This is a genomic window from Microbacterium sp. NPDC089190 (genome assembly GCF_040701795.1).
In the GTDB taxonomy this organism is placed as follows: Bacteria; Actinomycetota; Actinomycetes; order Actinomycetales; family Microbacteriaceae; genus Microbacterium; species Microbacterium galbum.
On sequence record NZ_JBFBHF010000002.1, the window covers coordinates 322705 to 346596 of the forward strand.

Annotated in this window: 22 protein-coding genes and 1 tRNA gene; 6 read left to right on the forward strand and 17 right to left on the reverse strand. The window is 70.9% G+C overall.

Annotated features, from left to right (window positions below; translation table 11 throughout):
- Positions 1-31 precede the first annotated feature (31 nt).
- From AB0230_RS07450 to AB0230_RS07460, 3 genes are all read left to right on the forward strand, one after another.
- The gene (locus tag AB0230_RS07450) at positions 32-961 is read left to right on the forward strand and encodes a DMT family transporter (protein WP_366374924.1); all 930 of its coding nucleotides are present in this window, start codon (positions 32-34) and stop codon (positions 959-961) included.
- 94 nt (positions 962-1055) lie between these two features.
- Positions 1056-2642, forward strand: a complete 1587-nt coding sequence (locus AB0230_RS07455) for a molybdopterin-dependent oxidoreductase (RefSeq protein ID WP_315994845.1) — start codon at positions 1056-1058, stop codon at positions 2640-2642.
- Between the two features lie 116 nt (positions 2643-2758).
- The gene (locus AB0230_RS07460) at positions 2759-3883 is read left to right on the forward strand and encodes a PAS domain-containing sensor histidine kinase (RefSeq protein WP_366374926.1); all 1125 of its coding nucleotides are present in this window, start codon (positions 2759-2761) and stop codon (positions 3881-3883) included.
- Here AB0230_RS07460 and AB0230_RS07465 read toward each other — a convergent pair.
- From AB0230_RS07465 to AB0230_RS07530, 14 genes are all read right to left on the reverse strand, one after another.
- Positions 3872-4450, reverse strand: coding sequence for an isochorismatase family protein (locus AB0230_RS07465; protein WP_315994847.1), 579 nt, complete (start codon positions 4448-4450; stop codon positions 3872-3874). The two genes, AB0230_RS07460 and AB0230_RS07465, sit on opposite strands and share 12 nt — an antisense overlap.
- A gap of 248 nt (positions 4451-4698) precedes the next feature.
- Positions 4699-5094, reverse strand: coding sequence for a hypothetical protein (locus AB0230_RS07470; protein WP_315994848.1), 396 nt, complete (start codon positions 5092-5094; stop codon positions 4699-4701).
- Between the two features lie 54 nt (positions 5095-5148).
- On the reverse strand, positions 5149-5682 hold the full coding sequence (locus AB0230_RS07475; protein ID WP_363578447.1) for a hypothetical protein: 534 nt from the start codon (positions 5680-5682) through the stop codon (positions 5149-5151).
- A gap of 123 nt (positions 5683-5805) precedes the next feature.
- Positions 5806-5878 (reverse strand) — tRNA-Thr (locus AB0230_RS07480).
- 65 nt (positions 5879-5943) lie between these two features.
- A complete protein-coding gene (gene deoC / locus AB0230_RS07485; protein WP_366374929.1) occupies positions 5944-6615 on the reverse strand; it encodes a deoxyribose-phosphate aldolase in 672 nt (223 codons plus the stop codon).
- A gap of 56 nt (positions 6616-6671) precedes the next feature.
- A complete protein-coding gene (locus AB0230_RS07490; RefSeq protein ID WP_363389970.1) occupies positions 6672-8213 on the reverse strand; it encodes an alpha/beta hydrolase in 1542 nt (513 codons plus the stop codon).
- A complete protein-coding gene (locus AB0230_RS07495) occupies positions 8210-9388 on the reverse strand; it encodes a DNA polymerase III subunit delta' (protein WP_366374931.1) in 1179 nt (392 codons plus the stop codon). The genes AB0230_RS07490 and AB0230_RS07495 overlap by 4 nt, the downstream gene beginning before the upstream one ends.
- 65 nt (positions 9389-9453) lie before the next feature.
- Positions 9454-10128 (reverse strand): dTMP kinase, encoded by a 675-nt coding sequence (gene tmk / locus AB0230_RS07500; protein WP_366374933.1) that lies wholly within the window; start codon positions 10126-10128, stop codon positions 9454-9456.
- Positions 10125-13034 (reverse strand): type I DNA topoisomerase, encoded by a 2910-nt coding sequence (gene topA / locus AB0230_RS07505; protein ID WP_366374935.1) that lies wholly within the window; start codon positions 13032-13034, stop codon positions 10125-10127. Before topA ends, tmk begins: the two co-directional genes overlap by 4 nt.
- A 60-nt stretch (positions 13035-13094) precedes the next feature.
- A complete protein-coding gene (locus tag AB0230_RS07510) occupies positions 13095-13424 on the reverse strand; it encodes an Rv3654c family TadE-like protein (protein ID WP_366374937.1) in 330 nt (109 codons plus the stop codon).
- Entirely contained in the window at positions 13424-13792 is a 369-nt protein-coding gene (locus AB0230_RS07515) for a TadE family protein (RefSeq protein ID WP_366374939.1), read from the reverse strand. The genes AB0230_RS07510 and AB0230_RS07515 overlap by 1 nt, the downstream gene beginning before the upstream one ends.
- Before the next feature lie 110 nt (positions 13793-13902).
- The gene (locus AB0230_RS07520; protein ID WP_363578443.1) at positions 13903-14139 is read right to left on the reverse strand and encodes a DUF4244 domain-containing protein; all 237 of its coding nucleotides are present in this window, start codon (positions 14137-14139) and stop codon (positions 13903-13905) included.
- Positions 14140-14155: 16 nt separating this feature from the next.
- The gene (locus AB0230_RS07525) at positions 14156-15055 is read right to left on the reverse strand and encodes a pilus assembly protein TadB (RefSeq protein ID WP_366374941.1); all 900 of its coding nucleotides are present in this window, start codon (positions 15053-15055) and stop codon (positions 14156-14158) included.
- Complete coding sequence (locus tag AB0230_RS07530; RefSeq protein WP_366375480.1) at positions 15052-15966, reverse strand: TadA family conjugal transfer-associated ATPase; 915 nt, start codon at positions 15964-15966, stop codon at positions 15052-15054. Before AB0230_RS07530 ends, AB0230_RS07525 begins: the two co-directional genes overlap by 4 nt.
- 501 nt (positions 15967-16467) lie before the next feature.
- Here AB0230_RS07530 and acs point away from each other — a divergent pair.
- On the forward strand, positions 16468-18435 hold the full coding sequence (gene acs, locus AB0230_RS07535) for an acetate--CoA ligase (RefSeq protein WP_366374943.1): 1968 nt from the start codon (positions 16468-16470) through the stop codon (positions 18433-18435).
- An 88-nt stretch (positions 18436-18523) separates the two neighbouring features.
- Here acs and AB0230_RS07540 read toward each other — a convergent pair whose 3' ends face one another.
- The 3 genes from AB0230_RS07540 to AB0230_RS07550 form a co-directional block, all read right to left on the reverse strand.
- Positions 18524-19228, reverse strand: coding sequence for a phosphatase PAP2 family protein (locus tag AB0230_RS07540; RefSeq protein ID WP_366374945.1), 705 nt, complete (start codon positions 19226-19228; stop codon positions 18524-18526).
- 142 nt (positions 19229-19370) lie between these two features.
- Positions 19371-19838: a RidA family protein gene (locus AB0230_RS07545; protein WP_366374947.1), complete on the reverse strand. Its 468-nt coding sequence runs from the start codon at positions 19836-19838 to the stop codon at positions 19371-19373.
- The gene (locus AB0230_RS07550) at positions 19835-20053 is read right to left on the reverse strand and encodes a hypothetical protein (RefSeq protein WP_108317699.1); all 219 of its coding nucleotides are present in this window, start codon (positions 20051-20053) and stop codon (positions 19835-19837) included. Before AB0230_RS07550 ends, AB0230_RS07545 begins: the two co-directional genes overlap by 4 nt.
- Positions 20054-20170: 117 nt before the next feature.
- Between AB0230_RS07550 and AB0230_RS07555 the strand changes: the two genes are divergently transcribed.
- Positions 20171-22873, forward strand: coding sequence for a transglycosylase domain-containing protein (locus AB0230_RS07555; RefSeq protein WP_366374949.1), 2703 nt, complete (start codon positions 20171-20173; stop codon positions 22871-22873).
- A gap of 11 nt (positions 22874-22884) precedes the next feature.
- On the forward strand, positions 22885-23793 hold the full coding sequence (locus AB0230_RS07560; RefSeq protein WP_366375482.1) for a metallophosphoesterase: 909 nt from the start codon (positions 22885-22887) through the stop codon (positions 23791-23793).
- The last annotated feature ends 99 nt before the right edge of the window (positions 23794-23892 follow it).

Sequence of the window (23892 nt, forward strand, 5' to 3'; positions counted from 1 at the left end):
TCTGCGCCCATGTTGTTCCTACGCTCGCAACGTGACCACCTTCGCCCTGCCCCGCCCGTCGGCGCTCTCGCGACGCACTGTGGTCGGGATCGCGGCCGTGACCGCCGTCGTCTGCCTGTGGTCGTCGTTCGCGCTGTCGACACGGGCGCTCGAGGCGACGGGGATGAGCATCGGCGACGCGGCGATCGCGCGATTCGGCGTCCCCGCCCTCGTGCTCTCCCCCTGGATCCCCCGCACGCTCCGCCGCCTCCGCGGCGAGCCCACGACGGTCATCGCCCTCGTCCTGCTCGCAGGGCTGCCGCACTTCCTCCTCTTCGCCTGGGGCGCGCACCTCACCTCGGCCGCTCTGACCGGCCTCCTCGTCCCCGGCACGGTCCCCCTCTTCGTGACGATCCTGCTCTTCCTGCACCGGCGGACGACGGTGTCTCGGACCCGGCTCATCGCCCTCGCGGCGATCGTCGCGGGAGTCGCGGCGAGCGCCGTCCTCATGGGAGGGGTGGCGGATGCCGGGGGCATCGCGGTTCTGCTCGCGGCCGGTCTCGTGTGGGCGGCGTACACGCTCGGGCTGGGGCGGACGCGACTCGACCCGGTCGGGGTCATCGCGCTCGTCTCCGTCGTGTCGCTCGTCGCCGCTCTCGCGCTCACCGCCACCGGTGCGATGCCGTCGCACCTGTTCGACGGACGCGTCGACGTCTCCGCCTGGGTGGCCTACGGCCTCCTGCAGGGCGTCGGAACGGGGCTCCTCTCGACCGCCTGCTACGTCGTCGCGGTGAAGAGCCTCGGCAGCAGCATCCCCGCCGCCGCCGGGGCCCTGAGCCCCGTGCTGACCGCCCTCGTCGCGGTCCCCCTCCTCGGCGAGCAGATCTCCCCCGGGCTCGTCGTCGCGCTGGTGCTGATCGTCACCGGGGTAGCCGCTTTCGCCCTCGCCCCCGCACGGACGACCTCGCCGCCGCCGCCCTGACGGCACCCGGCCCCGGCGGCATCCGATTCCGCTCCCGCTCCGAACAAAGGACGAGGCAGGCTCGCGCGTGCGCGGTGCCGGAAACGAGGATGCCATGACCACCGACACCACGGCACGCACCACCGAGACCACGAAGGTGCGCCGGCCGCACGCCTGGATCTGGGCCGCCCTGGCCGGAATCGTGTCGGCGGCGACGTTGCTGGCGGTCGCCGAACTGTTCGCCGCCCTCGTGGCGCGCTCCGCGAGCCCCGTGCTGGCCGTCGGCTCGTTCATCGTCGACGTCGTGCCGCGCCCCCTGAAGGAGCTCGCGATCACGCTGTTCGGCGAGACCGACAAGATCGCGCTGCTCGTGGGCGTCGGCCTCGGTGCGGTCGTCGCCGCCGCCGTGGCCGGGGTGCTGCAGTACCGGTTCCGGCCGGTGGGCGCCGTGCTGCTCGGGATCGGCGGCGTGCTCGCCACCGCCGCGATCATCACCCGCGCAGGCGCCGGAGCCCTCTCGTGGCTGCCGCCGGTGCTCGGCACCGTGGCCGGTGTCGTCATCCTCATCCTCACGATCGCTCGCCTGAAGCGCTGGGTCGCTGCGGCCGATGACCGCGACCTCGACGGGGTACGCGCCGGGCGTCGTCAGTTCCTCCTGCTCACCGGATTGACCGCCGTCGGCGCCGTCGTCGTGGGTGTGGGCTCCCGTATCCTCAACGCCACGACCTCCTCCGTCGCCGCTGCGCGCGACGCTCTGCGCCTGCCCGCGCCGCGCACCACGGTCACCGTGCCGGAGGGCGCGAACTGGGAGGTCGATGGACTGAGCCCGATCATCACGCCCAACAGCGACTTCTACCGCGTGGACACCGCTCTGACGGTCCCCAACGTCGACCCCACCACCTGGCGCCTGCAGATCGACGGCATGGTCGACACCCCCGTCGAGCTCAGCTTCGACGATCTCGTGAACATGGGCCTGAACGAGTACGGCGTCACCCTGACCTGCGTCTCGAACGAGGTCGGCGGAAATCTCGTCGGCAACGCGATCTGGACCGGCGTTCCGATCCGCGACGTGCTGCGTATGGCGGGCGTCCAGTCGGACGCCGACATGGTGCTCTCCGAGAGCGTCGACGGGTACACGGCATCCACTCCCCTCAGCTCACTGACCGACGACAACCTCGACGCCATCTTCGCGGTCGCCATGAACGGCGAGCCCCTGCCGTTCGAGCACGGCTTCCCCGTGCGCATGGTGGTGCCGGGCCTCTACGGCTACGTCTCGGCGACGAAGTGGGTCACGAAGCTGACGGTGACCCGCTTCGACAAGGACGAGGCGTACTGGACGCCCCGTGGCTATGCGGCGCAGGCGCCCATCAAGATGTCGTCGCGCGTGGACACGCCCAAGATCGGCGCGCCCGTGCCCGCCGGCACCGTGGTCATCGCGGGGATGGCATGGGCCCAGCCCATCGGCGTGCAGAAGGTCGAGGTGCAGATCGACAACGGCGACTGGCAGGAGACGCAGCTCTCGACGCCGATCAACGATCAGTCGTGGGTGCAGTGGCGCCTCGAGTGGACCGCCGAGGCCGGCAGCCACTACATCGCCGTGCGCGCGACCGACAAGCAGGGCAACGTGCAGATCCAGGAGCAGGCTCCCATCGCGCCCGACGGCTCGAGCGGATGGCAGCGCACGCTCGTGACCGTCTCGTGACCGTCTCGTGATCGGGCGGAGTCGGCGAGCGGATGTCAATCGCTGTCGCTCCCGGCCGGTGACGGGCATGATCGAGCCATGCCTTCAGCAAGCATCCCCGCCCGCTTCCGTGCCGCATGAGCACCGTGCCCGATGAGCCGTCGACCCTGCCCGCCACCCCGGGGGTGATCCCCGACCACCCGCTGACGAGCATCCGTCGCTCGATCCCGCGCGACTGGGACGAGCAGGTCGACCTGTTCGCGATCGTCAAGCTGGACAGCGGCGGGTTCGTCCGCGGGTGGAACCTCGGTGCGGAGCTCATCAAGGGCTACACCGAGGACGAGATCCTCGGCTCCCATTTCTCGCGCTTCTACCGCGAGGAGGCTCAGCGGCGCGGTGTGCCCGATCAACTGCTCGCCGCCGCTCAGCGCGACGGCCACGTCGAGGACACGGGCTGGCGCGTGCGCAGCGACGGCACCGAATTCTGGGCGCGCGTGACCATCTCGGCCATCCGCAACGATCAGGGTCAGGTCCTCGGTTTCGTCAAGATCGTGCGCGACCTCACGAGCGAGAAGCAGGCGGCCGACGAGCGCGCCTCCCTCCAGAGGACCTTCGCCCACGACCTCCTCTCCCCCGTCACCGCGCTCCGCGGCTACCTCGACCTCATCGCCGAGGAACTGCCGCCGGATCACCGCCTCCTGCGGCTCGCCGGCGACGCGAGCGACCACATCGTCGCCATGGCCCGGGCGCTCATGGCCGACGTCACCTCGTCCGCCGAGCGCGGTCGCCGCCGGGCGACCCTCGACCTCGTCGCGCGCGGCGCCGTCGCCCTCGTGCTCCCGGGCGAGCTCGGCCGCGTCCGGTTCGGCACCATGGATGCCATCCCCGTCCGCGCCGACGTGTTGGGACTGCGACGCGCGATCGCCAACGTGCTCGAGAACGCGGCGAAGTACTCCGACGACGTCATCGAGCTCGACGCCTTCGAGACCGACGAGGGCGCGGCCGTCCGCGTGCGCGACCACGGTCGTGGCATCCATCCCGACGATCTCGCGACGATCGTCGAGGAAGGCCGCCGAGGGCGCTTCGCGGTCACGACGGACGGCGGCCAGGGGATCGGCCTGTCGAGCGTGCACCGCGTCGTCGCCGAGCACGGGGGGAGCCTGCGCATCACGAGCACCCCGGGCGAGGGCACGACGGTGACCCTGACGATCCCCCGCGCCGACGACGACGAACCCGTCGTCCGCGACGACTCAATCGACTGAGCGGGCCAGCACCGCGCCGGCGGCCTCGATCTCGCGGAGGGCCTCGGCACTCGAATCGGGGTGCACCCCGGCGATCAGGTCGGTGAGCACCCGCACGCCGCGACCCGCCGCGACCGCGTCGAGAGCGGAGGCGCGGACGCAGTAATCGGTCGCGATGCCGACGATGTCGATGTCGCGGATGCCGTGCGACTCGAGGATCTGCGCGGCGGTCTCGCCGTCGTCGGACACCCCCTCGAACAGCGAATAGGCGGGCTTGCCCTGCCCCTTCTTCAGGTGGTGGGTGACGCGTTCGGTGTCGAACACCTCGTCGTAGTCGGCGCCGTACGTGCCGCCCACGCAGTGCACCGGCCAGGTGTCGACGAAGTCGGGGGTCGCGGAGAAGTGCCCGCCGTTGTCGTCGTCGCCGTGGTGCCAGTCGCGCGAGGCCACCACCACCGCGTAGTCGTCGGCGTGCGCCTCGAGATAGCGCGAGATGCGGGCGGCGACCTCGTCGCCGCCCTCCACGCCCAGCGCCCCGCGCTCCGTGAAGTCGTTCTGGACGTCGACGATGAACAGGGCGCGGCTCATGAGGCGAGCCTACGCGCGTCGGGCGGGCCGCGGATCGCGTGCGGCGTGGCTCCGTGAGGTGCGGCGCGAGCTGCCGACGGGCGCGGGCGGGCGCGGCCGGCCACGGCCGGGCGCGGGCGGGCGCGGGCGGTCGAGGCCGGGCGCGGGCGGTCACGGGACGAGCCCGGGTGGCCGGGCCTCCCGGAGGGGTCGCGTCATCCGCGAGTGGTCCTGGGGCGCGCCCGATGACCGGGCGGGGAGGAGTCGGGTCACCCGCGGGCGAACAGCAGCACGATCGAGACGACGAACGCCACCGCGCCCAGTGTCAGGACGCCGGCGGAGAGCAGCGAGAGGAACCGCACCACGGGCGAGGACCGCGTGAGCCGCATGCGGTGCGACGCACCGCGGCGGTAGAAGATGTCGGCCATGTCGGCCGCGCCGATCTTCGCGTCGTCGTGCGCCGACAGGGGCGCCTCGTTGACGCCGCCGCCGTCGTCGAACCAGCGCACGACACGTCCGCCGTCGACCGGTTCGACCACGGCCCGAGCCGGAGACCACGTGCCGTCGAGCAGAAGGAGGACCACCGCCGCGAAGGCCAGGACGAGCCCCCCGCCCAGCCCGACCCACGTGAAGATCTCGATGAGGGCATCGAGGGCGTTCGACACGGGTGCTCCTGCAGGCTGACGACGCGTCACGCGGACGCGGAACGGCTCTTCAGCCTATCGGCCCGTGACGGGCGCTCTTCGGCCTTCCAGGGCCTCCAGACGGCGCGTGGCGACGAAGGCGACGATGAGCGGTACGGCGGCCACCAGGCCGAACGAGATGTCGATCAGCTGCCAACCGAGCGGCAGCCCGCGCAGCGCCCCCGCGATGAGGGCGAGGGGCACGATGCCGGCGCACGCGATCAGCCCCCACACCGTGATCCAGACGTTGCGCACGGGGTCGAAGAGCGGCCCCACGAACGCGACGGCGATGAGCAGGTGCGCGAACGCCAGCCAATCGGTGCCGTAGGCGATGAACGGGAACGCCGCAGCCGTGGCATCCAACCCCTCCCCCACCCGGTCCACCCAGCCCGTGAAGGCGGGGGCGGATGCCGCGACACCCGTGGATCGCAGAACCTCTCGAGCGAGGGCGAGTTCCTCCCGCAGCGGGAACGCGGTGACACCGCTGACCACGAGACCCGCGATGACCACGCCGAGACACAGACGGATGACGCGACGCAGACCCCTCGCGTCCGAGACGAGTGCGGTCACGGTGCCCCCTTCGGGGCGCGTCGCCCCTGCGCCGACCATACGGCCGCGGCCGACAGCCCACGCGCACTCGTCTCGACGACGAAGAAAGGCCCCCACCCGGTGGAAGCGGGTGGGGGCCTTCGGAGCCGCCTAAGGGAATCGAACCCTTGACCTATTCATTACGAGTGAATCGCTCTGCCGTCTGAGCTAAGGCGGCATGTGCGCGCTGTCGCGTGCACGATCATCGATCTTACATGCTCCAGCGGCCCTCGCGGTACGCGGTCAGTAGTCGCCCGTCGCGGAGCGGTCGGCGAGGATGTCCCGGCTCGACGACAGGCCGAGACGCGAGGCGCCCGCGGCGATCATCTCTTCGGCCGCGGCGCGCGTGCGGACGCCGCCGGAGGCCTTGACTTCGGCGCGGTCTCCGACCGTGCGCTTCATCAGCTGCACCGCGTGAACGGTCGCGCCGCCGGCGGGGTGGAAGCCCGTCGAGGTCTTGACGAAGTCGGCTCCCGCCGCGACCGCGGCCTCGCACACGGCCACGATCGCCTCGTCCGACAGGGCGGCGGACTCGATGATGACCTTCAGGACGGTGGGCGCCGGCGCCGCGGCGCGGACGGCGCGGATCTCGGCCTCGACGACCTCGTAACGCCCCTCGATGGCGGCGCCGATGTCGATGACCATGTCGATCTCGTGCGCGCCCTGGGCGACCGACAGCGCCGCCTCGGCGGCCTTGACCTCGGCGTGGTGCTTGCCGCTGGGGAAGCCGCACACGACGGCCAGTTTGAGACCCTCCGGCAGCTGGACCGGGAGGAACGACGGCGAGAGGCACACGCTGTAGGTCCCGAGCTCGGCGCCCTCGGCGATGATGCGCTCGACGTCGGCGCGGGTGGCCTCGGGCTTGAGCAGCGTGTGGTCGATGTAGCTCGCCAGTTCGGCGATGGGCGCGGTCATAGGGGTCTCCTCCGGATGTGACGGATCAAGCGTAGGCGCACGACGTCGCCATGGGGCTACTCGCAGCGCAGATCGGGGCCGGGCACGGTGCCATCGACGAGGTAGTCGTCGACCGCGCCGTTCACGCAGTCATCGCCCTTGTTGTAGGCCAGGTGGCCCTCGCCGACGTAGGTGACGAGGACACCCTGCGAGAGCTGATCGGCGAGCGCCTGGGCCTCGGCGTAGGGCGTGGCCGGGTCTCCTGTCGTGCCGAGCACCAGGATGGGCGGCGACCCCGGGGCCGTGATGGCCGCCGGCCGGCCCGTCGACGGCGCCGGCCAGGCCGCGCACGCGTCGGGCCCCACCCAGTAGGGCGCGACGACCGGAGCCTTCTGCTCCAGCTCCTGCTGCAACGCCGTCTCATCGGCGTCGTCCTCGCGGGGGTAGTCGACGCAGTTGTAGGCGCGCAGGGCCTGCATGGTGTTGTCGGTGTACTGCCCGTCGACGCGGCCGTTGTAGAAGTCGGCGAGCTGGAAGGCGACGGAGGCGTCGCCGTTCTGCACGTCGGCGAGGGCCACGCGCAGATACGGCCAGTTCTGGTCGCTGTACAGCGCGGCGACGATGGCTGTCAGCAGCGTGTCGGCGCCGAGGAGGCGTCCGTCGGAGCCCGCGAGAGGGCGGGCGTCGGCGCGGGCGAGCAGCGAGGCCACGTCATCCATCGCATCGTCGACCGACCCCGAGAACGGGCACTCCGAGGTGCGCAGGCAATCGGCCATGAACGCACGCAGCGCGTTCTCGAAGCCGACCGCCTGGGCGATTCCGCTCTCGCTCCCGGCAAGGCTCGGATCGATACCGCCGTCGAGCACCATGCGCCCCACGCGCTCCGGGAAGAGCCCGGCGTAAGTCGCACCGAGCAGGGAACCATACGAGAAGCCGAGGTAGCTGAGCTTCTCATCGCCGAGGACGGCGCGCAGCAGATCCATGTCGCGCGCGGCGTTCTCCGTGGAGATGTAGGGCAGGATGCCGTCGCTCCCCGCCTCGCAGGCCTTCGCGAAGTCCGCCTGCCGCTGCTCGAGGGCCGCGTTGCGCTCGTCGCTGCCGCGCGCGCCCGGCGGGACGTCGTACAGGTAGGCATCCATTCCGGCGGCGTCGTAGCACGACACCGCCGTCGACCGGCCCACGCCGCGGGGGTCGAACCCGATCACGTCGAAGGATCGCGTCAACGCCTCGTCGGCGACGAGCGACAACGAGTCGCGGACGGTGTCGACGCCGCTCACCCCCGGGCCGCCCGGGTTGGTCAACAGCGACCCGAGCGGTTCGCCGGAGGTCGCGCGGTGCCGGATGACCGCGAGCTGCAACTCACCCGCAGAGGGGTCGGAGTAGTCGCGCGGGGCGGTGACGGTGGTGCAGTCGAAGCCGGCGCTGCCGCACGCGGTCCAGGTCAGTGTCTGGCCGTAGTAGGGCAGCAGAGCGGCATCGATGCCCTCCGTCTGAGGGGCGAGGGAGCGACCGCCGTCGGGGGCCATGGGCGGGATCTGCGCATAGAGGCAGCCCGTCAGTGCCAGCGCGACGCCCACGAGACCCGCGACCAGCGCGGTCAGGCGCCGTCGCACGCTCACGGGGCCGAACCGTTCGCCACGGTGATCATGAGACTCTCCAGGGCGAGCAGCGGCGCGGCGTTCTGCTCGAGGTTGCGGCGGGTCGCCGAGATGCGATCGAGGACGCCGAGGCTGCGCGCGGGCGTCCATTGCGTCGCCAGCGCGCGCAGAGCGTCGAGGCGTTCGACGTTGACCAGGTCGGCCTCGCGGCCGTATTGGACCATCACGACATCGCGGAACAGGGATTGCAGATCGGTGAGCACACGATCGATGCCGTCGCGCAGGCTCCGCGTGGCCCGGCGCTTCTGATCGTCTTCCAGCGCGTTCACCTGCCCCCGCACCGAGGGCGGGACCGCCGCCCCCTCGGCCACCCCGAGCATGCGCAGCAGAGCACGTCGCTCCTCCTCGTCGCGAGTGGCGGTGAGCGCCTTGGCGTCCTCCGTGGCCAGGCGCACGATCTGCCCCGCGACCTCGACGGCGTCGCCGATCCCCCGCACGGCCAGCACGGCCGCGAGGGTCTCGGCGCGCCGCGCCCGGGCGTCGTCGTCGGTGGCCAGACGCTGCGCCATGCCGATGTGCCTCTGCGCGTGACGCGCCGACTCTTCGGCCACGTCGGGCGTGACCCCGGTGCGCTCGACGATGAGACCCGCGACATCGGCCACGGAAGGTTCCCGCAGCCGAAGAACGCGCACCCGCGAGCGGATGGTGGGCAGCAGATCGGCGTCGCTCGGGGCGCAGAGCACCCAGACGGTCTTCTCCGGCGGCTCCTCGAGAGCCTTCAGCAGCACGTTCGACGTGCGCTCGGCCATGCGATCGGCGTCCTCGACGACGATGACGCGGTGCCGACCGAGCGAGGGCGCGAAGGAGGCGCGCTCGACGAGACGGCGCGCCTCGTCGATGCGGATGACGACCTGCTCCGTCCGCAGAGCGGTGAGATCGGGGTGCGTCCGCGCGAGCACCTGATGCTGCGCCCGCTCGTCGCCCGGGTCGGCGATGAGCTCCGCGGCGAACGCGTAGGCGAGCGTCGAACGCCCCGAACCGGGCGGCCCCGTGATGAGCCACGCGTGGGCGAGCGCGGAAGGGTCGGATGCCGCATGGCGCAGGGCAGCGACGGCCTCGTCCTGACCCCACACGGCGTCCCACGGGAAGGGGGCCGCACCGGCGGCCTGCGGAGACGGCTCGAGCGCGACGGACATGCGTTCCAGCCTAATCCCGGGGTCGGACAGCGCTGCTGAGCATCGACTGTCGGTGCGCGTCCGACTCAGCGGAACCGCGCGACGACGGCGTCCCGTACCCGTGCGGCTAGGACCTCGGGCGACTGCGTCGCGTCGAGGACGACGAACCGATCGGGCTCGCGTTGCGCGAGGGCCAGGAAACCCTCGCGGACTCGGGCGTGGAAGTCGTTCTTCTCCGCCTCGAGCCGATCGAACGGCTTGTCATCGGCGTCGAGCCGATGACGCGCGGCCGTCGGATCGAGGTCGAGCAGCACGGTCAGGTCGGGGAGCAGGCCTCCGGTCGCCCACAGCGACAGCGCTCGCACGTCATCGGCGTCGAGCACCCGGCCCGCACCCTGATAGGCCACCGACGAGTCGAGATAACGGTCCTGGATGACGACATCGCCACGGGCGATGGCCGGCTGCACGACGGTCTCCACATGGTGCGCCCGATCGGCGGCGTACAACAGCGCTTCAGCACGCGCGGCGATGTGACCGCGGTGGTGCAGGACGATCTCGCGAATGCGCACGCCCACCTCGGTGCCGCCCGGCTCGCGCGTGCGCACGACGGTGCGCCCGTCGCCCGTGAGCCACTCCTCGAGCATCGACGCCTGGGTCGTCTTGCCCGCCCCGTCTCCCCCCTCGAAGGTGACGAACAAGCCGGGACCCCCGGCCGACGCCGCCCGAGGGGCGTGCAGCGGCCGAGGCTCGAGGGCGGTCACGAGTTCTTCGCCGGGGCCTTGCGGGTGGTCGAGGTCGTCTTGGCCGCGGTGGTCTTGGCCGTCGTCGTCTTGGCTGCCGTCGTCTTGGCAGCCGTGGTCTTGGCAGCCGTCGTCCGCGTCGCGGTCGTCTTGGCGGCGGCCGTCTTCGTCGCGGCGGTCTTGGTCGCCGTGGTCTTGGCCGCCGTGGTCTTGGCAGCGGCGGTCTTGGCGGCCGTCGTCTTGGTGGCAGCCGTCTTCCGCGCGGTGGTCGTCTTCTTGGGCGCCGGTCCCTTGGCGCGCTTGTCGGCGATCAGCTCGACCGCGCGCTCGAAGGTGATCTCCATCGCGTTCTCGCCGCGGGGAACCGTGGCGTTCGTCTCCCCGTCGGTGACGTACGGCCCGAAGCGACCGTCCTTGAGCTTGATCGGCTTCCCGCTCACCGGATCGGCATCGAACTCCTTGAGCGCGCTCGACGCGCGACGCGCGCCGTACTTCGGCTCGGCGTACTTCGCCAGCGCCTCCTCGAGCGTGATGTCGAAGATCTGCTGCTCGTTGTCGAGCGACCGCGAATCGGTGCCCTTCTTCAAGTACGGACCGAAGCGACCGTTCTGCGCGGTGATCTCGTCACCCGTCGACGGGTCGGCGCCCACGACGCGCGGAAGGGAGAGCAACTGCAGGGCGGCGTCGAGCTCGATGGTGTCGACCGACATCGACCGGAACAGCGACGCCGTGCGGGGCTTCGGGGCCGCCTCCTTCTTCGCACCGCGCTTCTTCGGGGCCTCGACGACCTCCCCCGTGGCCTGATCGACCTCTTCGGGCTCCTCGGCGTCGACCTCCTGCACGTAGGGGCCGAAGCGACCGTCCTTGACGACGACGAGCTTGCCGTTCTCAGGGTTCTCCCCCAGCACGCGGTCGCCGGCGACGGGCGCGTCGATCAGCTCCCGGGCCTTTTCGGGGGTGAGCTCGTCGGGCGCCAGGTCTTCCGGAATGTTCACGATCCTCGGCTTGGCCTCGGCGTCGCCCGAGGGGTCGGCGACCTCGAGGTAGGGACCGTACTTGCCGAACCGCAGCGTCGCCGTGTCGGTGATGCGCGTCGAGTTGAGCTCGCGGGCATCGATCTCGCCGAGGTTGTCGACGATGTGACGCAGGCCGACCTGCTTCTCCGACCCGAAGTAGAACGACTTGAGCCACTCGGTGCGGCGCTGCTCGCCGCGGGCGATCGCGTCGAGGTCGTCTTCGAGTGCTGCCGTGAAGTCATAGTCGACGAGGTCGGCGAAGTGCTCCTCGAGCAACCGCACCACGCTGAAAGCGAGCCAGCTCGGGACGAGCGCCTGCCCCCGCTTGGTGACGTAGCCGCGGTCGAGGATCACGCCGATGATGCTCGCGAAGGTCGACGGGCGACCGATGCCCTTCTCCTCCAGCGCCTTGACCAGGCTCGCCTCGGTGTAGCGCGGCTTGGGAGAGGTGCTGTGCCCCTTGGGCTCGACGTCGCTCATCGAGAGCTCGTCGCCCACCGCGACGGCAGGCAGCGACTGGTCGGCGTCGTCGTCATTGCGCTTCTCGTCGGCGCCTTCTTCATAGGCCTCCAGGAAGCCCTTGAAGGTGTAGACGGTCCCGGATGCCGTGAACTCGGCGACCTGCGCGGCGGCCTGCACCGTGAGGGTGACCGTCGTCGTCTCGTACTTGGCATCCGCCATCTGGCTGGCGACGGTGCGCTTCCAGATGAGGTCGTAGAGCTTCTGCTCGTCGCGGTCGAGCGACGAGGTCAGCGAAGCAGGGGTGCGGAAGGTCTCGCCCGAGGGGCGGATGGCCTCGTGCGCCTCCTGGGCGTTCTTCGACTTGCTCTTGTAGACGCGGGGATTCGCGGGGACGGCCTTGTCGCCGTACAGAGCCACGGCCTGCGCGCGGGCGGCCGAGATGGCCTGTCCCGACAGCGCGACCGAGTCGGTTCGCATATAGGTGATGAAGCCCTTCTCGTACAGACGTTGCGCCACGCCCATGGCGTGCTTCGCGCTCATCGAGAGCTTGCGACCGGCCTCCTGCTGCATGGTGGACGTCGTGAAGGGCGCGCGAGGGCTGCGGGTACCCGGCTTCGCCTCGACCTTGGACACCGTGGCGCGACCGGCGGCGGTGATCGCGTCGGCCAGCGCACGGGCGGCCGCCTCATCGAGCACCACGACGGCCTTCTTGAGCTGACCGTTGTCGTCGTAGTCCCCACCGCGGGCGATCGGAGCCCCATCGAGACGGTTCAGGCGCGTGGTGAACGACGAGCCCGACCGCGAGGCGAGCGCCTCGACGTCCCAGTACGACGCCGACACGAACGCCATGCGCTCGCGCTCGCGCTCGACGACCATGCGCGTGGCGGCCGACTGCACACGGCCGGCGCTCAGCGCCGTGCCCTCGCGACCGGAACCGACCTTGCGCCAGAGCACCGGCGAGACGTCCCAGCCGTAGAGGCGGTCGAGGACGCGACGCGTCTCCTGTGCGTCGACGAGCGAGACGTCGAGGTCGCGCGTGTGCTCCGCCGCGTCACGGATGGCGTCCTTGGTGATCTCGTGGAAGATCATGCGGCGGACGGGGACCTTGGGCTTGAGGACCTCGAGCAGGTGCCACGCGATGGCTTCGCCTTCGCGGTCACCATCAGTGGCGAGCAGGACTTCGTCGGCGGTCTTCAGCGCGCGCTTGAGCTCGGCGACCGTCTTCGTCTTGCGATCGTTGACCACGTAGAAGGGATCGAAGTCGTTCTCGACGTCGATGGAGTACTTGCCGTACGCCGCCTTCTTGTCGGCCGGGATCTCTTTCTTCGACGCGAGGTCGCGGATGTGACCGACCGAGCTGAGCACCTCGTAGTCGTCGCCGAGGTATCCCTGGATCGACTTCATCTTCGTCGGGGACTCGACGATGACGAGCTTCTTTCCGTTTGCCACTGGGGTCCTTTCTTCGATGCACACCATACACACGCCTCCCTGTTCGGGTTCCGGGAGGTCTCACGGGCTCGAGACGACGGGAGGTCCGGCTCGCGAGCGCGCATCGAGGGGAACTCCACCGTACGCCCCGGCGACCGTGACCGTGGCGACCAGGCCGTCGACATGGCACTCCGCCAGCTCCCACCCCGCTGCCGCGGTCACCCGTGCGGCCGCGTCGCACGGGTAGCCGGTCACCGCACCACTGGCCGTGTCGGCCGCCGCGAGAGCCGCCGCATCCGCCGTCCCCGCCACCCGCCGCGCCGTCACCGCAGCACCGCCGACCGCGGCCACCGCCACCGTCAGGGCGGCGACGACCGCCCCGACGCCGACGGTCGACGCGCTGCCCGCCATCAGCGGCCGCCGTCGAGGGCGCAGGCCCGCGCCTCCGCGGGCGGGAGCGGAAGGGCGATCGGGATGGAGCGCGTCGCCGACGTCGACACGCAGACGAGACCGTCGCCGCGCACCACGGTCATCGAGCCGCCTGCCGCGGCGAGCGCGGCCGACGCCCCCGCGTCGTCCCCCCGACCGAGGAGCCGGGCTCCCTCGGTCGCCGCCTGCTGCAGACGGAGCGTCGTCATGGCCGTGCTGAGCACCCCCACCCCGAGCGCCAGGACGATGAGCACGGCGGGGAGGGTCACGGCGAACTCGGCCGCGACCGCGCCCCGCTCCCCCAGCGGAGAGAGCGGGATCCCGGTCTCCCCCCGATCCTCCCGCTGCACGCGCGTACCCGCGGCCGTGACAGACCCTCCCCGCGGGAGTCGCGAACCCGCGCCCGTTTTCCGCTCCCCGGGCGGGACGCTCGAGCCCGCCCGCGACCGACCTGGCGTCGTCATTGCACGGTGAGCGCGCGGCGAACGAGGTCGGTGAGGATGCCGCGCACCTCGTCGCTGCGCATGATGGCGACGAGCAGCCCCGCGAAAGCGACAGCGGCCATCGTCGCGATGGCGTACTCCGCGGTGGCGGCGCCGCGCTCGTCGAGGAACACGCGTCGCGCGCCGGCTCCGGTCAGCAGCGGGAACGGCGACGTGTCGCGGGTGAAGAGCGATCGGGGGTCGAGGTCGGACATGGGTTCTCCTTGTTCTTCAGAGGGGTTCGGGTCGACGACGTGGTAAGGGGACGACGTCGGAGCGGAGCAGGCCGAGCACGATCGGGGCAACGGCGAGCAGGAGGAACGCGGGCAGGGTGCAGATGCCCAGCGGGAGGAGCAGCCGCGTCGACAGGCGCGCGGCCGCCTCTCGACCGTCGGTGCGTGCCCGGTGTCGCGACGCCCAGGCGTCGGCGCGGAGCAGCTCGGCGGCGGGGATGCCGGCTCGCAGCGCCAGGTCGAGCGTCTCGTCGATGGCACGCGTCCCGGACTCGCCGGGGCTGCGCGCGCGGCGCGCGATCACGGTCCGGGCCCGCTCGGGGGACGCGCCCGCGGAGAGCGCGACCGCCCACAACTCGGCTTCGAGGCCCGGCACCGACGCGGACGGACGCGCGGACCGCGCCAGCCTCCGCGTCCAGACGCGCGCAGCAAAGACCAGGGCGACTCCGCCGGCCAGGCACCCGCGTCCGATCGGATCGGCGAGGAGCGTGCCGACGGTATCTGCTCCGAGAAGCATCCCCAACGGCACGCCGGCAACGGGGAGCCATCCGAGCAGGCGGGCCGTCGCGAGCGGCTCGGCCACCGCGACACGCACGTCCGAGGTGACTTCGGCTGCATCGCGAAGGGCCCCCGCGACGGAACGGAGCGTCTCCGCCAACGGTGCGCCCGTCTCGACGGCGACGCTGTAGACGGCGGCGATGTCGGCCCATGCCCCTCCGGCGGCGGTGAGCACGACGCCGACGTCATCGCCGCCCTCGGCGGCTCGGGCGGCGGCCAGCACGGCGGGGTCCCCTCCCGCTGCCAGGTGCTGCCACGCGAGGGCGGGCGCGGCACCACCGCCCAGCAGCACCGCGAGCCGCACCACGACCGCGTACGGGTCGGTCCGCGGCGCCGTCACGACCACTCCTGCGGGCGGATGGTCAGTCGGCGGCCGCGCAGGACGGGGCGCCCCCACGCTGTCACGCGTCGGAGTCCGTCCGAGCGCTCGACATGCACCACCGCGCCGACGGCGCTCACGACCTGCCGCGCCGTGGTCACGGCATCCATTCCGGAGAGCGCGCCCAGCGCCTCCAGACGCGTCGCGACGTCGGCGAGGCTGCTCGCATGGAGCGTGCCGGCGCCCCCGTCGTGTCCCGTGTTCAGGGCCATCAGGAGCTCGCGCAGCTCTTCGCCGCGACACTCTCCCAGAACGAGACGATCGGGCCGCATGCGCAGCGCCTCCCTTAGGAGCCGCGCGAGGGGGATGCCGCCTGCTCCCTCGATGTTGGCCTGGCGGGCCTCGAGGGCGATGTGGTGAGGATGCGCGGGGCGCAGCTCCGCCACCTCCTCGATGGTGATGACACGCTCCGTCGGGGGCGCGCATGACAGCAGGGCGGAGAGCAGAGTCGTCTTCCCCGCGCCCGTCGCCCCCGTGATGAGTACGTTCTCGCGTCGGTCCACGAAGCCCTCAAGACGCTCGCGCTGCGCGGCCGACAGCATCCCGGTCCGTTGCAGCAGCGCGAGGTCGGGTGCATGCCACCGGGGGACGCGGATGGAGATGGTCGTCCCGCGGGCGGCGACGGGGGCCAGTACCGCGTGCACCCGGACGCCCCGCTCCCAGCGCACGTCGACGCACGGAGAAGCATCGTCGAGATGCCGTCCGCCTCGCGCGATCAGCCGGACCGCCAGACGGCGCACCTCCGTCTCGGTCGCCCGCCACGACGCCACGCGCTCGATTCCCGCGCCCCGATCGACGAACAGGCCGTCCTCTCCGTTGATGAACAGGTCGGTGACGAGGGGGTCGTCGAGGAAAGGGCGGAGGAAGGTCACCGCGGCGTCGTCGTCGGCCGCGACCGCGCCGTCGTCCTGCGCCGCCGGCCGGGATTCGGCCGGGGCGATGCGTGCGGGGGAAGGGAGGGATGCCACGACCACGACGGTAGGCATCGCCGGAGCCCCGGCACGGGGCGGAGACGGGCATCCGTGGACAACGGCCCGGATCTCCTCGCTGGGGAGGAGGGGTCCGAGGGCCCGGAAAAGAAGGGGGCGGCATCCCTACAGTGGGGGGCGAGGGATGCCGCCGCGCGCCGGAGGAAAATTGGGGGGCTCCCCCCGACGCGAGTGCCGGAAGCGATGTTCGGGCGTTCCTAGAGTACGCGCGCCGATGAGCCCGGCCAACTCTCGCGACCTATTCATCGCGATATATCACCTGTTTCCCGGGCGGCGCCGATCCCAACTATCGGAGGTGGCCCCGGTGCAGAGCGGTCGCTAGCGTGACCCGGGTAGAACGCCGCGCATCGACGCGGCGTGACGTGAACGCGAAGGAGCGCCGCGATGAGCAGCCAGATCGACCACCTCCTCAACGAGACCCGGCGGTTCGCACCGTCGGCCGCTTTCGCCGAGAGCGCCGTCGCAGACCGGAGTCTGTACGAGCGCGCGGCCGCAGACCGCGAGGGCTTCTGGGCCGATCAGGCGCGCGAGCTGCACTGGCACACGCCGTTCACGCAGGTGCTCGACTGGTCCAACCCCCCGTTCGCGGAGTGGTTCGCCGACGGCGAGCTCAACGTGGCCTACAACTGCCTCGACCGGCACGTCGAGGCCGGGAACGGCGATCGCATCGCGCTGCGGTGGGAAGGCGAACCCGGCGACCAGCGCAACGTCACCTACGCGGAGCTCACCGACGAGGTCAAGCGCCTCTCCAACGTGCTCCTCGACCTCGGCGTCGAGCGCGGGGACCGCGTCGCGCTCTACCTGCCGATGATCCCCGAGGCCATCGCCTCCATGCTCGCCGTCGCCCGTATCGGCGCCGTGCACTCGGTCGTCTTCGGCGGCTTCTCGGCCGACAGCCTCCGCGCACGCATCGACGACGCCGGCGCGAAGGTCGTCATCACCGCCGACGGCGGCTGGCGGAAGGGGAAGGTCTCCCCCCTCAAGCCCGCGGTCGACCAGGCCCTCTCCGACCGCAACGGCTCCGGCATCCAGGAAACGGTCGAGCACGTGCTCGTCGTCAAGCGCGGCGAGAACGAGGTCGAGTGGAACGCCGACCGCGACATCTGGTGGCACGACGCCGTTCCGCAGGCCTCCGCCGAGCACGATGCCGAGGCGTTCCCCGCCGAGACACCGCTGTTCATCCTCTACACCTCGGGCACGACGGGGAAGCCGAAGGGCATCCTGCACACCTCCGGCGGCTACCTCACGCAGGCCGCGTTCACGAACCGGGTCGTTCACGACGTGCACCCCGAAACCGACGTCTACTGGTGCACCGCCGACATCGGCTGGATCACCGGGCACACGTACGTGACGTATGGTCCACTCGCCAACGGCGCGACTCAGCTGCTGTACGAGGGCACGCCCGACACGCCTCACCCGGGTCGCTGGTGGGAACTCATCCAGAACCACGGCGTGACCGTCTTCTACACCGCCCCGACGGCGATCCGGTCGTTCATGAAGATCGGGCGAGACGTGCCGCAGAGCTTCGACCTGTCGTCGCTGCGCCTGCTCGGCTCGGTCGGTGAGCCCATCAACCCCGAGGCGTGGGTCTGGTACCGCGAGATCATCGGCGCCGACGAGACGCCCATTGTCGACACGTGGTGGCAGACCGAGACGGGCGCGATCATGATCTCGGCGCTGCCCGGGGTCACCGAGACCAAGCCGGGGTCGGCGCAGGTGCCCCTGCCCGGCATCTCGATCGCTGTCGTGGACGATGCCGGCGAACCCGTCGGCAACGGCAGCGGGGGGCTGCTCGTGGTCACCGAGCCCTGGCCCAGCATGCTGCGCGGAATCTGGGGCGATCCGGACCGTTACCGCGAGACCTACTGGGAGAAGTTCGCCGAGAAGGGCTACTACTTCGCCGGCGACGGGGCCCGCCTCGACGACGACGGCGACGTGTGGTTGCTCGGCCGGGTCGACGACGTCATGAACGTGTCGGGGCACCGTCTCTCGACCGCCGAGATCGAGTCGGCCCTGGTCGGGCACGAGGGCGTGGCCGAGGCGGCCGTCGTCGGCGCATCGGACGAGACCACGGGCCAGGCGGTGGTCGCTTTCGTGATCGTCAAGAGCCGCTACCTGAAGCAGAACCCCGTCGAGGGCCTCGGCGACGAACTGCGCAAGTGGGTCGGAGAGCAGATCGGCCCCATCGCGCGCCCGCGCGACGTCTACATCGTCGGGGAGCTGCCGAAGACCCGCTCCGGCAAGATCATGCGTCGCCTGCTGCGTGACGTCGCGGAGGGACGCGAGGTGGGCGACACCACGACCCTCGCCGACACCGCCGTCATGAGCGTCATCAGCGCCCAGGTGAAGTGACACTCCCCGGCCGGGGATGCCGCGTCCGCGGTGTCCCCGGCCGGCCCTTCCTCCGAGGCGGCGCCCCCGGGCCCCCGCGCGTCGCGCGTCAGACCACCCGGCGCGCGCGACGGCGTCGCATCCCTGCATCCACCCTCGCGACCGCCACCGCCCATCCCCCGCGCACGGCCGGGAACACCCCCGCCGCCCAGACGAGGGATGCCACCGCGTCGCCGAGGTAGTGCACGCCCTCGATCACGACGGCGGCGGTCATGCCCGCGACGAGGACAGCGCCCATCGCGATCACGAGCGAACGCCACCGGGTCCCCCATGCCAGACACACGCATGCGGCGACGAAGGCCGCGGTGAAGGCGACGTGACCGCTCGGGAAGGAGGCGTCGGCGGCCCGTCCGATGGTCGCCATCGCCGCCTCGCTCATCCCCGGTCGCGGACGGCCGACTACGACCTTGACCGCCTCGGCCGAGCCCCACGTCGCCGCGACCGCTCCCAGGAAGACGACGGCCGGCCGCCACGAGCGGGTCAGACCGACCACCGCGGCCGTCGCCGCGAGCATGATGATCGCCGCGGGCATCGGCTTGAGGGCGAGATAGAACGCCTCCGCGGTCGACCGGAGCGCACCCTCTCGGAGGTGGTGGAGGGCCGCCGACGCGGCGACATCGATCTCGGTCAGGCGCAGCAGGAAGCCGACCAGGACCAGGCCGACGATGGTCGCGACGGCGACCGCCGCCTGCCGCCGCAGGCGTGCGGGAGGGTGCGTCAGCACGGAACCGGTCACCGCGAAAGGAGGAGTCACGAGGGCGATCGTCCTCCTCGCTCCTTCTGAATCAGCCGAGTCACCCGTGGTGCCGGACCCGCCTCGCCGCACCGAAGCGGCCGCAGGAACGCCGGAGGGCCGTGGACGTCATCCGCGTCCACGGCCCTCCACGATCACGTCGTCAGGCGACGGTGAAGATCACCTCGACCTCGACCGGGCTGTCCAGCGGCAACACGGGCACGCCGACGGCCGATCGCGCGTGCGCGCCGGTCTCGCCGAACACCTCGCCGAGGAACTCGCTCGCTCCGTTGATGACTCCCGGCTGCCCGGTGAAGTCGGGGACGGATGCCACGAACCCGGTCAGCTTCAGGACGCCGGTGAGGTTGTCGACACCGCCGACGAGGGCTGCCGCGGCCGCGATGGCATTGAGCGCGCACTGTCGGGCGTAGCCCTTGGCATCCATCGGGGTCACCAGACCCTCGGATTCGCCGACCTTGCCGGTCGCCGGCAGCGCGCCCTGCACCATGGGCAGCTGACCCGAGGTGTAGACGAGGTCGCCGTGGCGCTTCGCGGGGATGTACGACGCCACCGGCGGGACGACCGAAGGGACCTCGACGCCCAGAGCGGCCAACCGCTGGCTGACGCTCACTGCTGCCCCTCGAACTGACGCGCTGCCGCCTCGGCGGCACCCAGACCGGCGTTGGCGCTTCCGCCGCCGACGGGGCGCTTGAAGTAGGCGACGAGACCGCCCTCGGGGCCGGTCACCACCTGCACGAGCTCCCAGCCCTGCTTGCCCCAGTTGTTCAGGATCGCGGCGGTGTTGTGGATCAGCAGCGGCGTGGTGAGGTATTCCCACGTGGTCATGTGACGGCTCCCCGGCGGTCGCCGCGCGCGTGGATCTCGCGCGCGGAATCGGATACGTGCGCGCGCGAGCGCACGCCTTCGAGGCATCGCCCAGCAACGTCGCTTAGCATCAACCCTATGCCCGAGAACAAACGAACGGCTAGCGGTGCCCTCGGCGGCATCGTCGGCCTCGTCGGCCTGAGCGCGGTCGCCGGACTCCTCGTCACCGCCGCCGTGACGCCGGCCATCGCCGTCTCCGGCGCGGCCGCGTCGAGCGCGATCACGATCTTCGACAAGATGCCGAGCTACCTGCAGCCCGACGAGCTCATGCAGCCGACGACGCTGATGGCCGGCGACCAGGTGCTGGCGAAGTTCTTCGACCAGAACCGCTCCCCCGTCACCTTCGACCAGGTCAACCCCGTCATGTACGACGCGATCCTGTCGTCGGAAGACCCCCGCTACTACCAGCACGGCGGTGTCGACCTCATCGGAACGACGCGTGCCCTGCTCAGCAACGCCTCGGGCGGCGAGACCCAGGGCGGATCCTCGATCAGCCAGCAGTACGTGAAGAACGTGCTGGTCCAGCGCTGCGAGCGCGACGCGAAGGCCGTCGAGGCGACCGACACCACGCCCGCCATGACGCGCGACGAGGCCCTGCAGAAGTGCGCTCTCGAGGCGATCCAGTCCGACGGCGCCGCGGGCTACCAGCGCAAGCTCCAGGAGATGCGCTACGCCGTGCAGCTCGAGAAGGAGTACACGAAGGACCAGATCCTTCTGGGCTACCTCAACATCGCCAACTTCGGCGGTGTCACCTACGGCATCGACGCCGCGGCCAAGCGCTACTTCAACGTCCCGGCCTCGCAGCTGAACGTCGGGCAGGCCGCGGTGCTCGCGGGCATGGTGCAGAACCCCAACCGGTTCCGTATCGACATCCCCGAGGGCTCGATCAACGACGGCACGACCGCGTGGAACAAGGCGCCCGACGGGTCGATCGACGACGTCGACCAGGGCACCATCCAGGCGCTGTACACGCTCCGCGACAACGGCGAGATCACGCAGGAGCAGCTCGTCAACGCCGCCGACGGCTACAGCGAGACGAAGGGCCGTCAGCTCTACGTGCTCAGCCGCATGGAGGCGGACGGCAAGATCACGCACGAGCAGTACGTGCAGTTCGCGATCGAGCCGATCACCCCGCAGATCACCTCGACCGACCAGGGCTGCGTCGTCTCCGCTGCGCCCTACTTCTGCCAGTACGTCGTCGCGACGATCCTCAACGACCCCGCCTTCGGAACCGAGACCGACGATCGCGTGCGGGCTCTCCGTCAGGACGGTCTGACCATCCAGACCACCCTCGACTGGCGTGTTCAGGATGCCGCGCAGCAGGCGATGAACGACAACGCGCCCGCCATGTACGCCAACATGGACTTCGGTTCGACGGCGGTCAGCCTCGAGGCCGGCACCGGCCGCGTCCTCGCGATCGCGCAGAACACGAAGTTCACCCAGGACCCGGCCCAGGCCGAAGCCGACCCGTCGTACAACTCGATCGTGTTCGCCGGCGACAGCACCTACGGCGGCTCCGACGGCTTCAACGCCGGATCGACATTCAAGTTGTTCACCCTGGTCGATTGGGTCGAGAAGGGGAAGTCGCTCAACGAGAACCTCAACGGTCGTCTGGGCCCCGTGCCGAACATGACGAACTCGTGCACCGGCGACTGGATCAACTTCAACAAGAAGGACATCATCCAGAACTTCGGGAACAGTCAGGGATACGTGGGTACACCGCTTCGCTTCACGCGGGACTCGCTCAACACCGGGTACCTCGCGATGGCCTCCGAGCTCGACCTCTGCGACATCGCCAAGACGGCGAAGAAGCTCGGCGTCACGCGCGGCAACGGCACCGACATCGACATGGCGGTCGCGAACAACGTCATCGGCAACGACCCGGTGTCGCCTCTCGCGATGGCGGGTGCCTACGCCACGGTCGCCAACGGCGGCACGCACTGCCAGCCCAAGGTGATCGACAAGGTCACCGACAGCGACGGCGCCGAGCGGCAGGCCCCTGTGCGCGAGTGCTCGCCCGCCCTCACCTCCGACGTCGCCGCCTCGGTCGGCTACGCCCTGCAGGGCGTCATGGCCAGTGGCGGTACGGGCTCCTCGGCGAACCCGTACGACGGCACCCCCGTGCTCGGCAAGACGGGTACGCACGAGGGCTGGAACACCTGGATGATCGAGTCGTCGACCAAGGTCACCACGGCGGTCTGGGTCGGCAACTGGCGCGGTATCGAGACGCTGTTCGGAAAGTACTGGAACGGACAGCAGCTCTCCGACATGCGCTACTCGATCGCCCGGGCGACCCAGAGCGCGGCCGACGAGTTCTACGGCGGCGACCGCTTCCCCGACCCGCCCTCGAACGCCCTGCGCACGCAGCAGCGCGATCTGCCGAACGTCGTGGGTCAGTCCATCGACAGCGCTCGCTCGACGCTCGAGAACGCGGGCTTCCGCGTCTCGGTCGGCGACCCGGTGGACGCCGATTTCGGTAACGACCGTGTCGCGGCGCAGAACCCCGGCGGCGGATCCGCCCCGGCCGGTTCCGTGATCACGCTCAGCCCCGGCAACGGCCAGGGCGGAACCGTGCCCGACGTGGCCGGCCAACCGGTGAGTTCCGCCCGCGCGGCGATGCTCTCGGCGGGCTACGGCACTGTCTCCATCGGTTCGTGCTCGAAGGACGAGAAGGCGCCCGCAGAGGGACAGGTCGTCTCGACCAACCCCGCCGGCGGCTCCTCCGCGAACAAGAGCACCAACATCGCCCTCACGATCGTCGCCAAGGACTGCCCCTCGTGACCGGTCCGGTGATGAAGGCCGCCCTCGCGCCCCTCGGGGTCGCGGGGGCGGCCGCCGTCGGGGCAGCCGTGTGGGGAATGGGTGTCGAGCGGTACCTCTTCACGGTGCGCTACCACGCCCTGCGCGTGCTCCCCAAGGGTGCGGAGCCGCTCCGCATCCTGCACGTGTCCGACGCGCACATGGCGCCGTGGCAGCACCGCAAGCAGGAGTGGATGGCACGACTCGCGGAGCTCTCGCCCGATCTCGTCGTCAACACCGGCGACAACCTCGGACACCGCGACGGTCTGACCGGTATCCGCGCGGCCCTCGCCCCTCTCCGCGGTGTCGCGGGCCTCGTCGTGCACGGCTCGAACGACTTCCAGGAGCCCGCTCCTCGCAATCCGCTCCGTTACTTCCTGGGCCCCTCGGGCAACCTCCCCGCCCACAAGCACCTCGACGTCGACGCCCTCGATCGGTTCTTCACCGACGATCTCGGCTGGAGCATTCTGGATGACACCGCTGTGTCGGTCGAGGTGAAGGGCCTGCGGGTCACCGCCTTCGGCGTGAACGATGCCCACCGGAAGTGGGACAAGCCCGAGCTCATCCCGCCGGTGCTGGCAGCGCTTCCCGCCGCCGACCTCACGCTGGGGGTCATGCACGCGCCCTATCGCCGAACCCTGGACACCTTCGTCGAGTTCGGCGCCGACGTGCTGTTGGCCGGGCACACGCACGGCGGTCAGGTGAGGATCCCCTTCAGCAGCAAGGCCCTCGTCTCCAACTGCGATCTCCCCCTCGATCAGGCGCGCGGTCTGAGCGAGTGGACCGCGGCGGGGCGTACCGTCCCGCTCAACGTCAGCGCCGGCCTCGGACACTCGATCTACGCCCCGGTGCGCTTCGCCTGTCGACCGGAGGCGAGCCTGCTCACGCTGCTGCCGCGCTGACCTTTCCTCCCCACCCGGAGAAGGGATCGATCCGTCCACGGATCGGTCCCTTTCTCGTGCGCACGGGCGGGGGATTCCCAGACGATCGAACTCCTCGAT

Excerpts from the sequence above, each read along its gene's own strand:
- AB0230_RS07455 (WP_315994845.1), top strand. The coding sequence starts at position 1,056 with ATGACCACCGACACCACGGCACGCACCACCGAGACCACGAAGGTGCGC.
- AB0230_RS07460 (WP_366374926.1), top strand. The coding sequence starts at position 2,759 with ATGAGCACCGTGCCCGATGAGCCGTCGACCCTGCCCGCCACCCCGGGG.
- AB0230_RS07465 (WP_315994847.1), bottom strand. The coding sequence starts at position 4,450 with ATGAGCCGCGCCCTGTTCATCGTCGACGTCCAGAACGACTTCACGGAG.
- deoC (WP_366374929.1), bottom strand. The coding sequence starts at position 6,615 with ATGACCGCGCCCATCGCCGAACTGGCGAGCTACATCGACCACACGCTG.
- AB0230_RS07495 (WP_366374931.1), bottom strand. The coding sequence starts at position 9,388 with ATGTCCGTCGCGCTCGAGCCGTCTCCGCAGGCCGCCGGTGCGGCCCCC.
- AB0230_RS07510 (WP_366374937.1), bottom strand. The coding sequence starts at position 13,424 with ATGGCGGGCAGCGCGTCGACCGTCGGCGTCGGGGCGGTCGTCGCCGCC.
- AB0230_RS07520 (WP_363578443.1), bottom strand. The coding sequence starts at position 14,139 with ATGTCCGACCTCGACCCCCGATCGCTCTTCACCCGCGACACGTCGCCG.
- acs (WP_366374943.1), top strand. The coding sequence starts at position 16,468 with ATGAGCAGCCAGATCGACCACCTCCTCAACGAGACCCGGCGGTTCGCA.
- AB0230_RS07550 (WP_108317699.1), bottom strand. The coding sequence starts at position 20,053 with ATGACCACGTGGGAATACCTCACCACGCCGCTGCTGATCCACAACACC.
- AB0230_RS07555 (WP_366374949.1), top strand. The coding sequence starts at position 20,171 with ATGCCCGAGAACAAACGAACGGCTAGCGGTGCCCTCGGCGGCATCGTC.
- AB0230_RS07560 (WP_366375482.1), top strand. The coding sequence starts at position 22,885 with ATGAAGGCCGCCCTCGCGCCCCTCGGGGTCGCGGGGGCGGCCGCCGTC.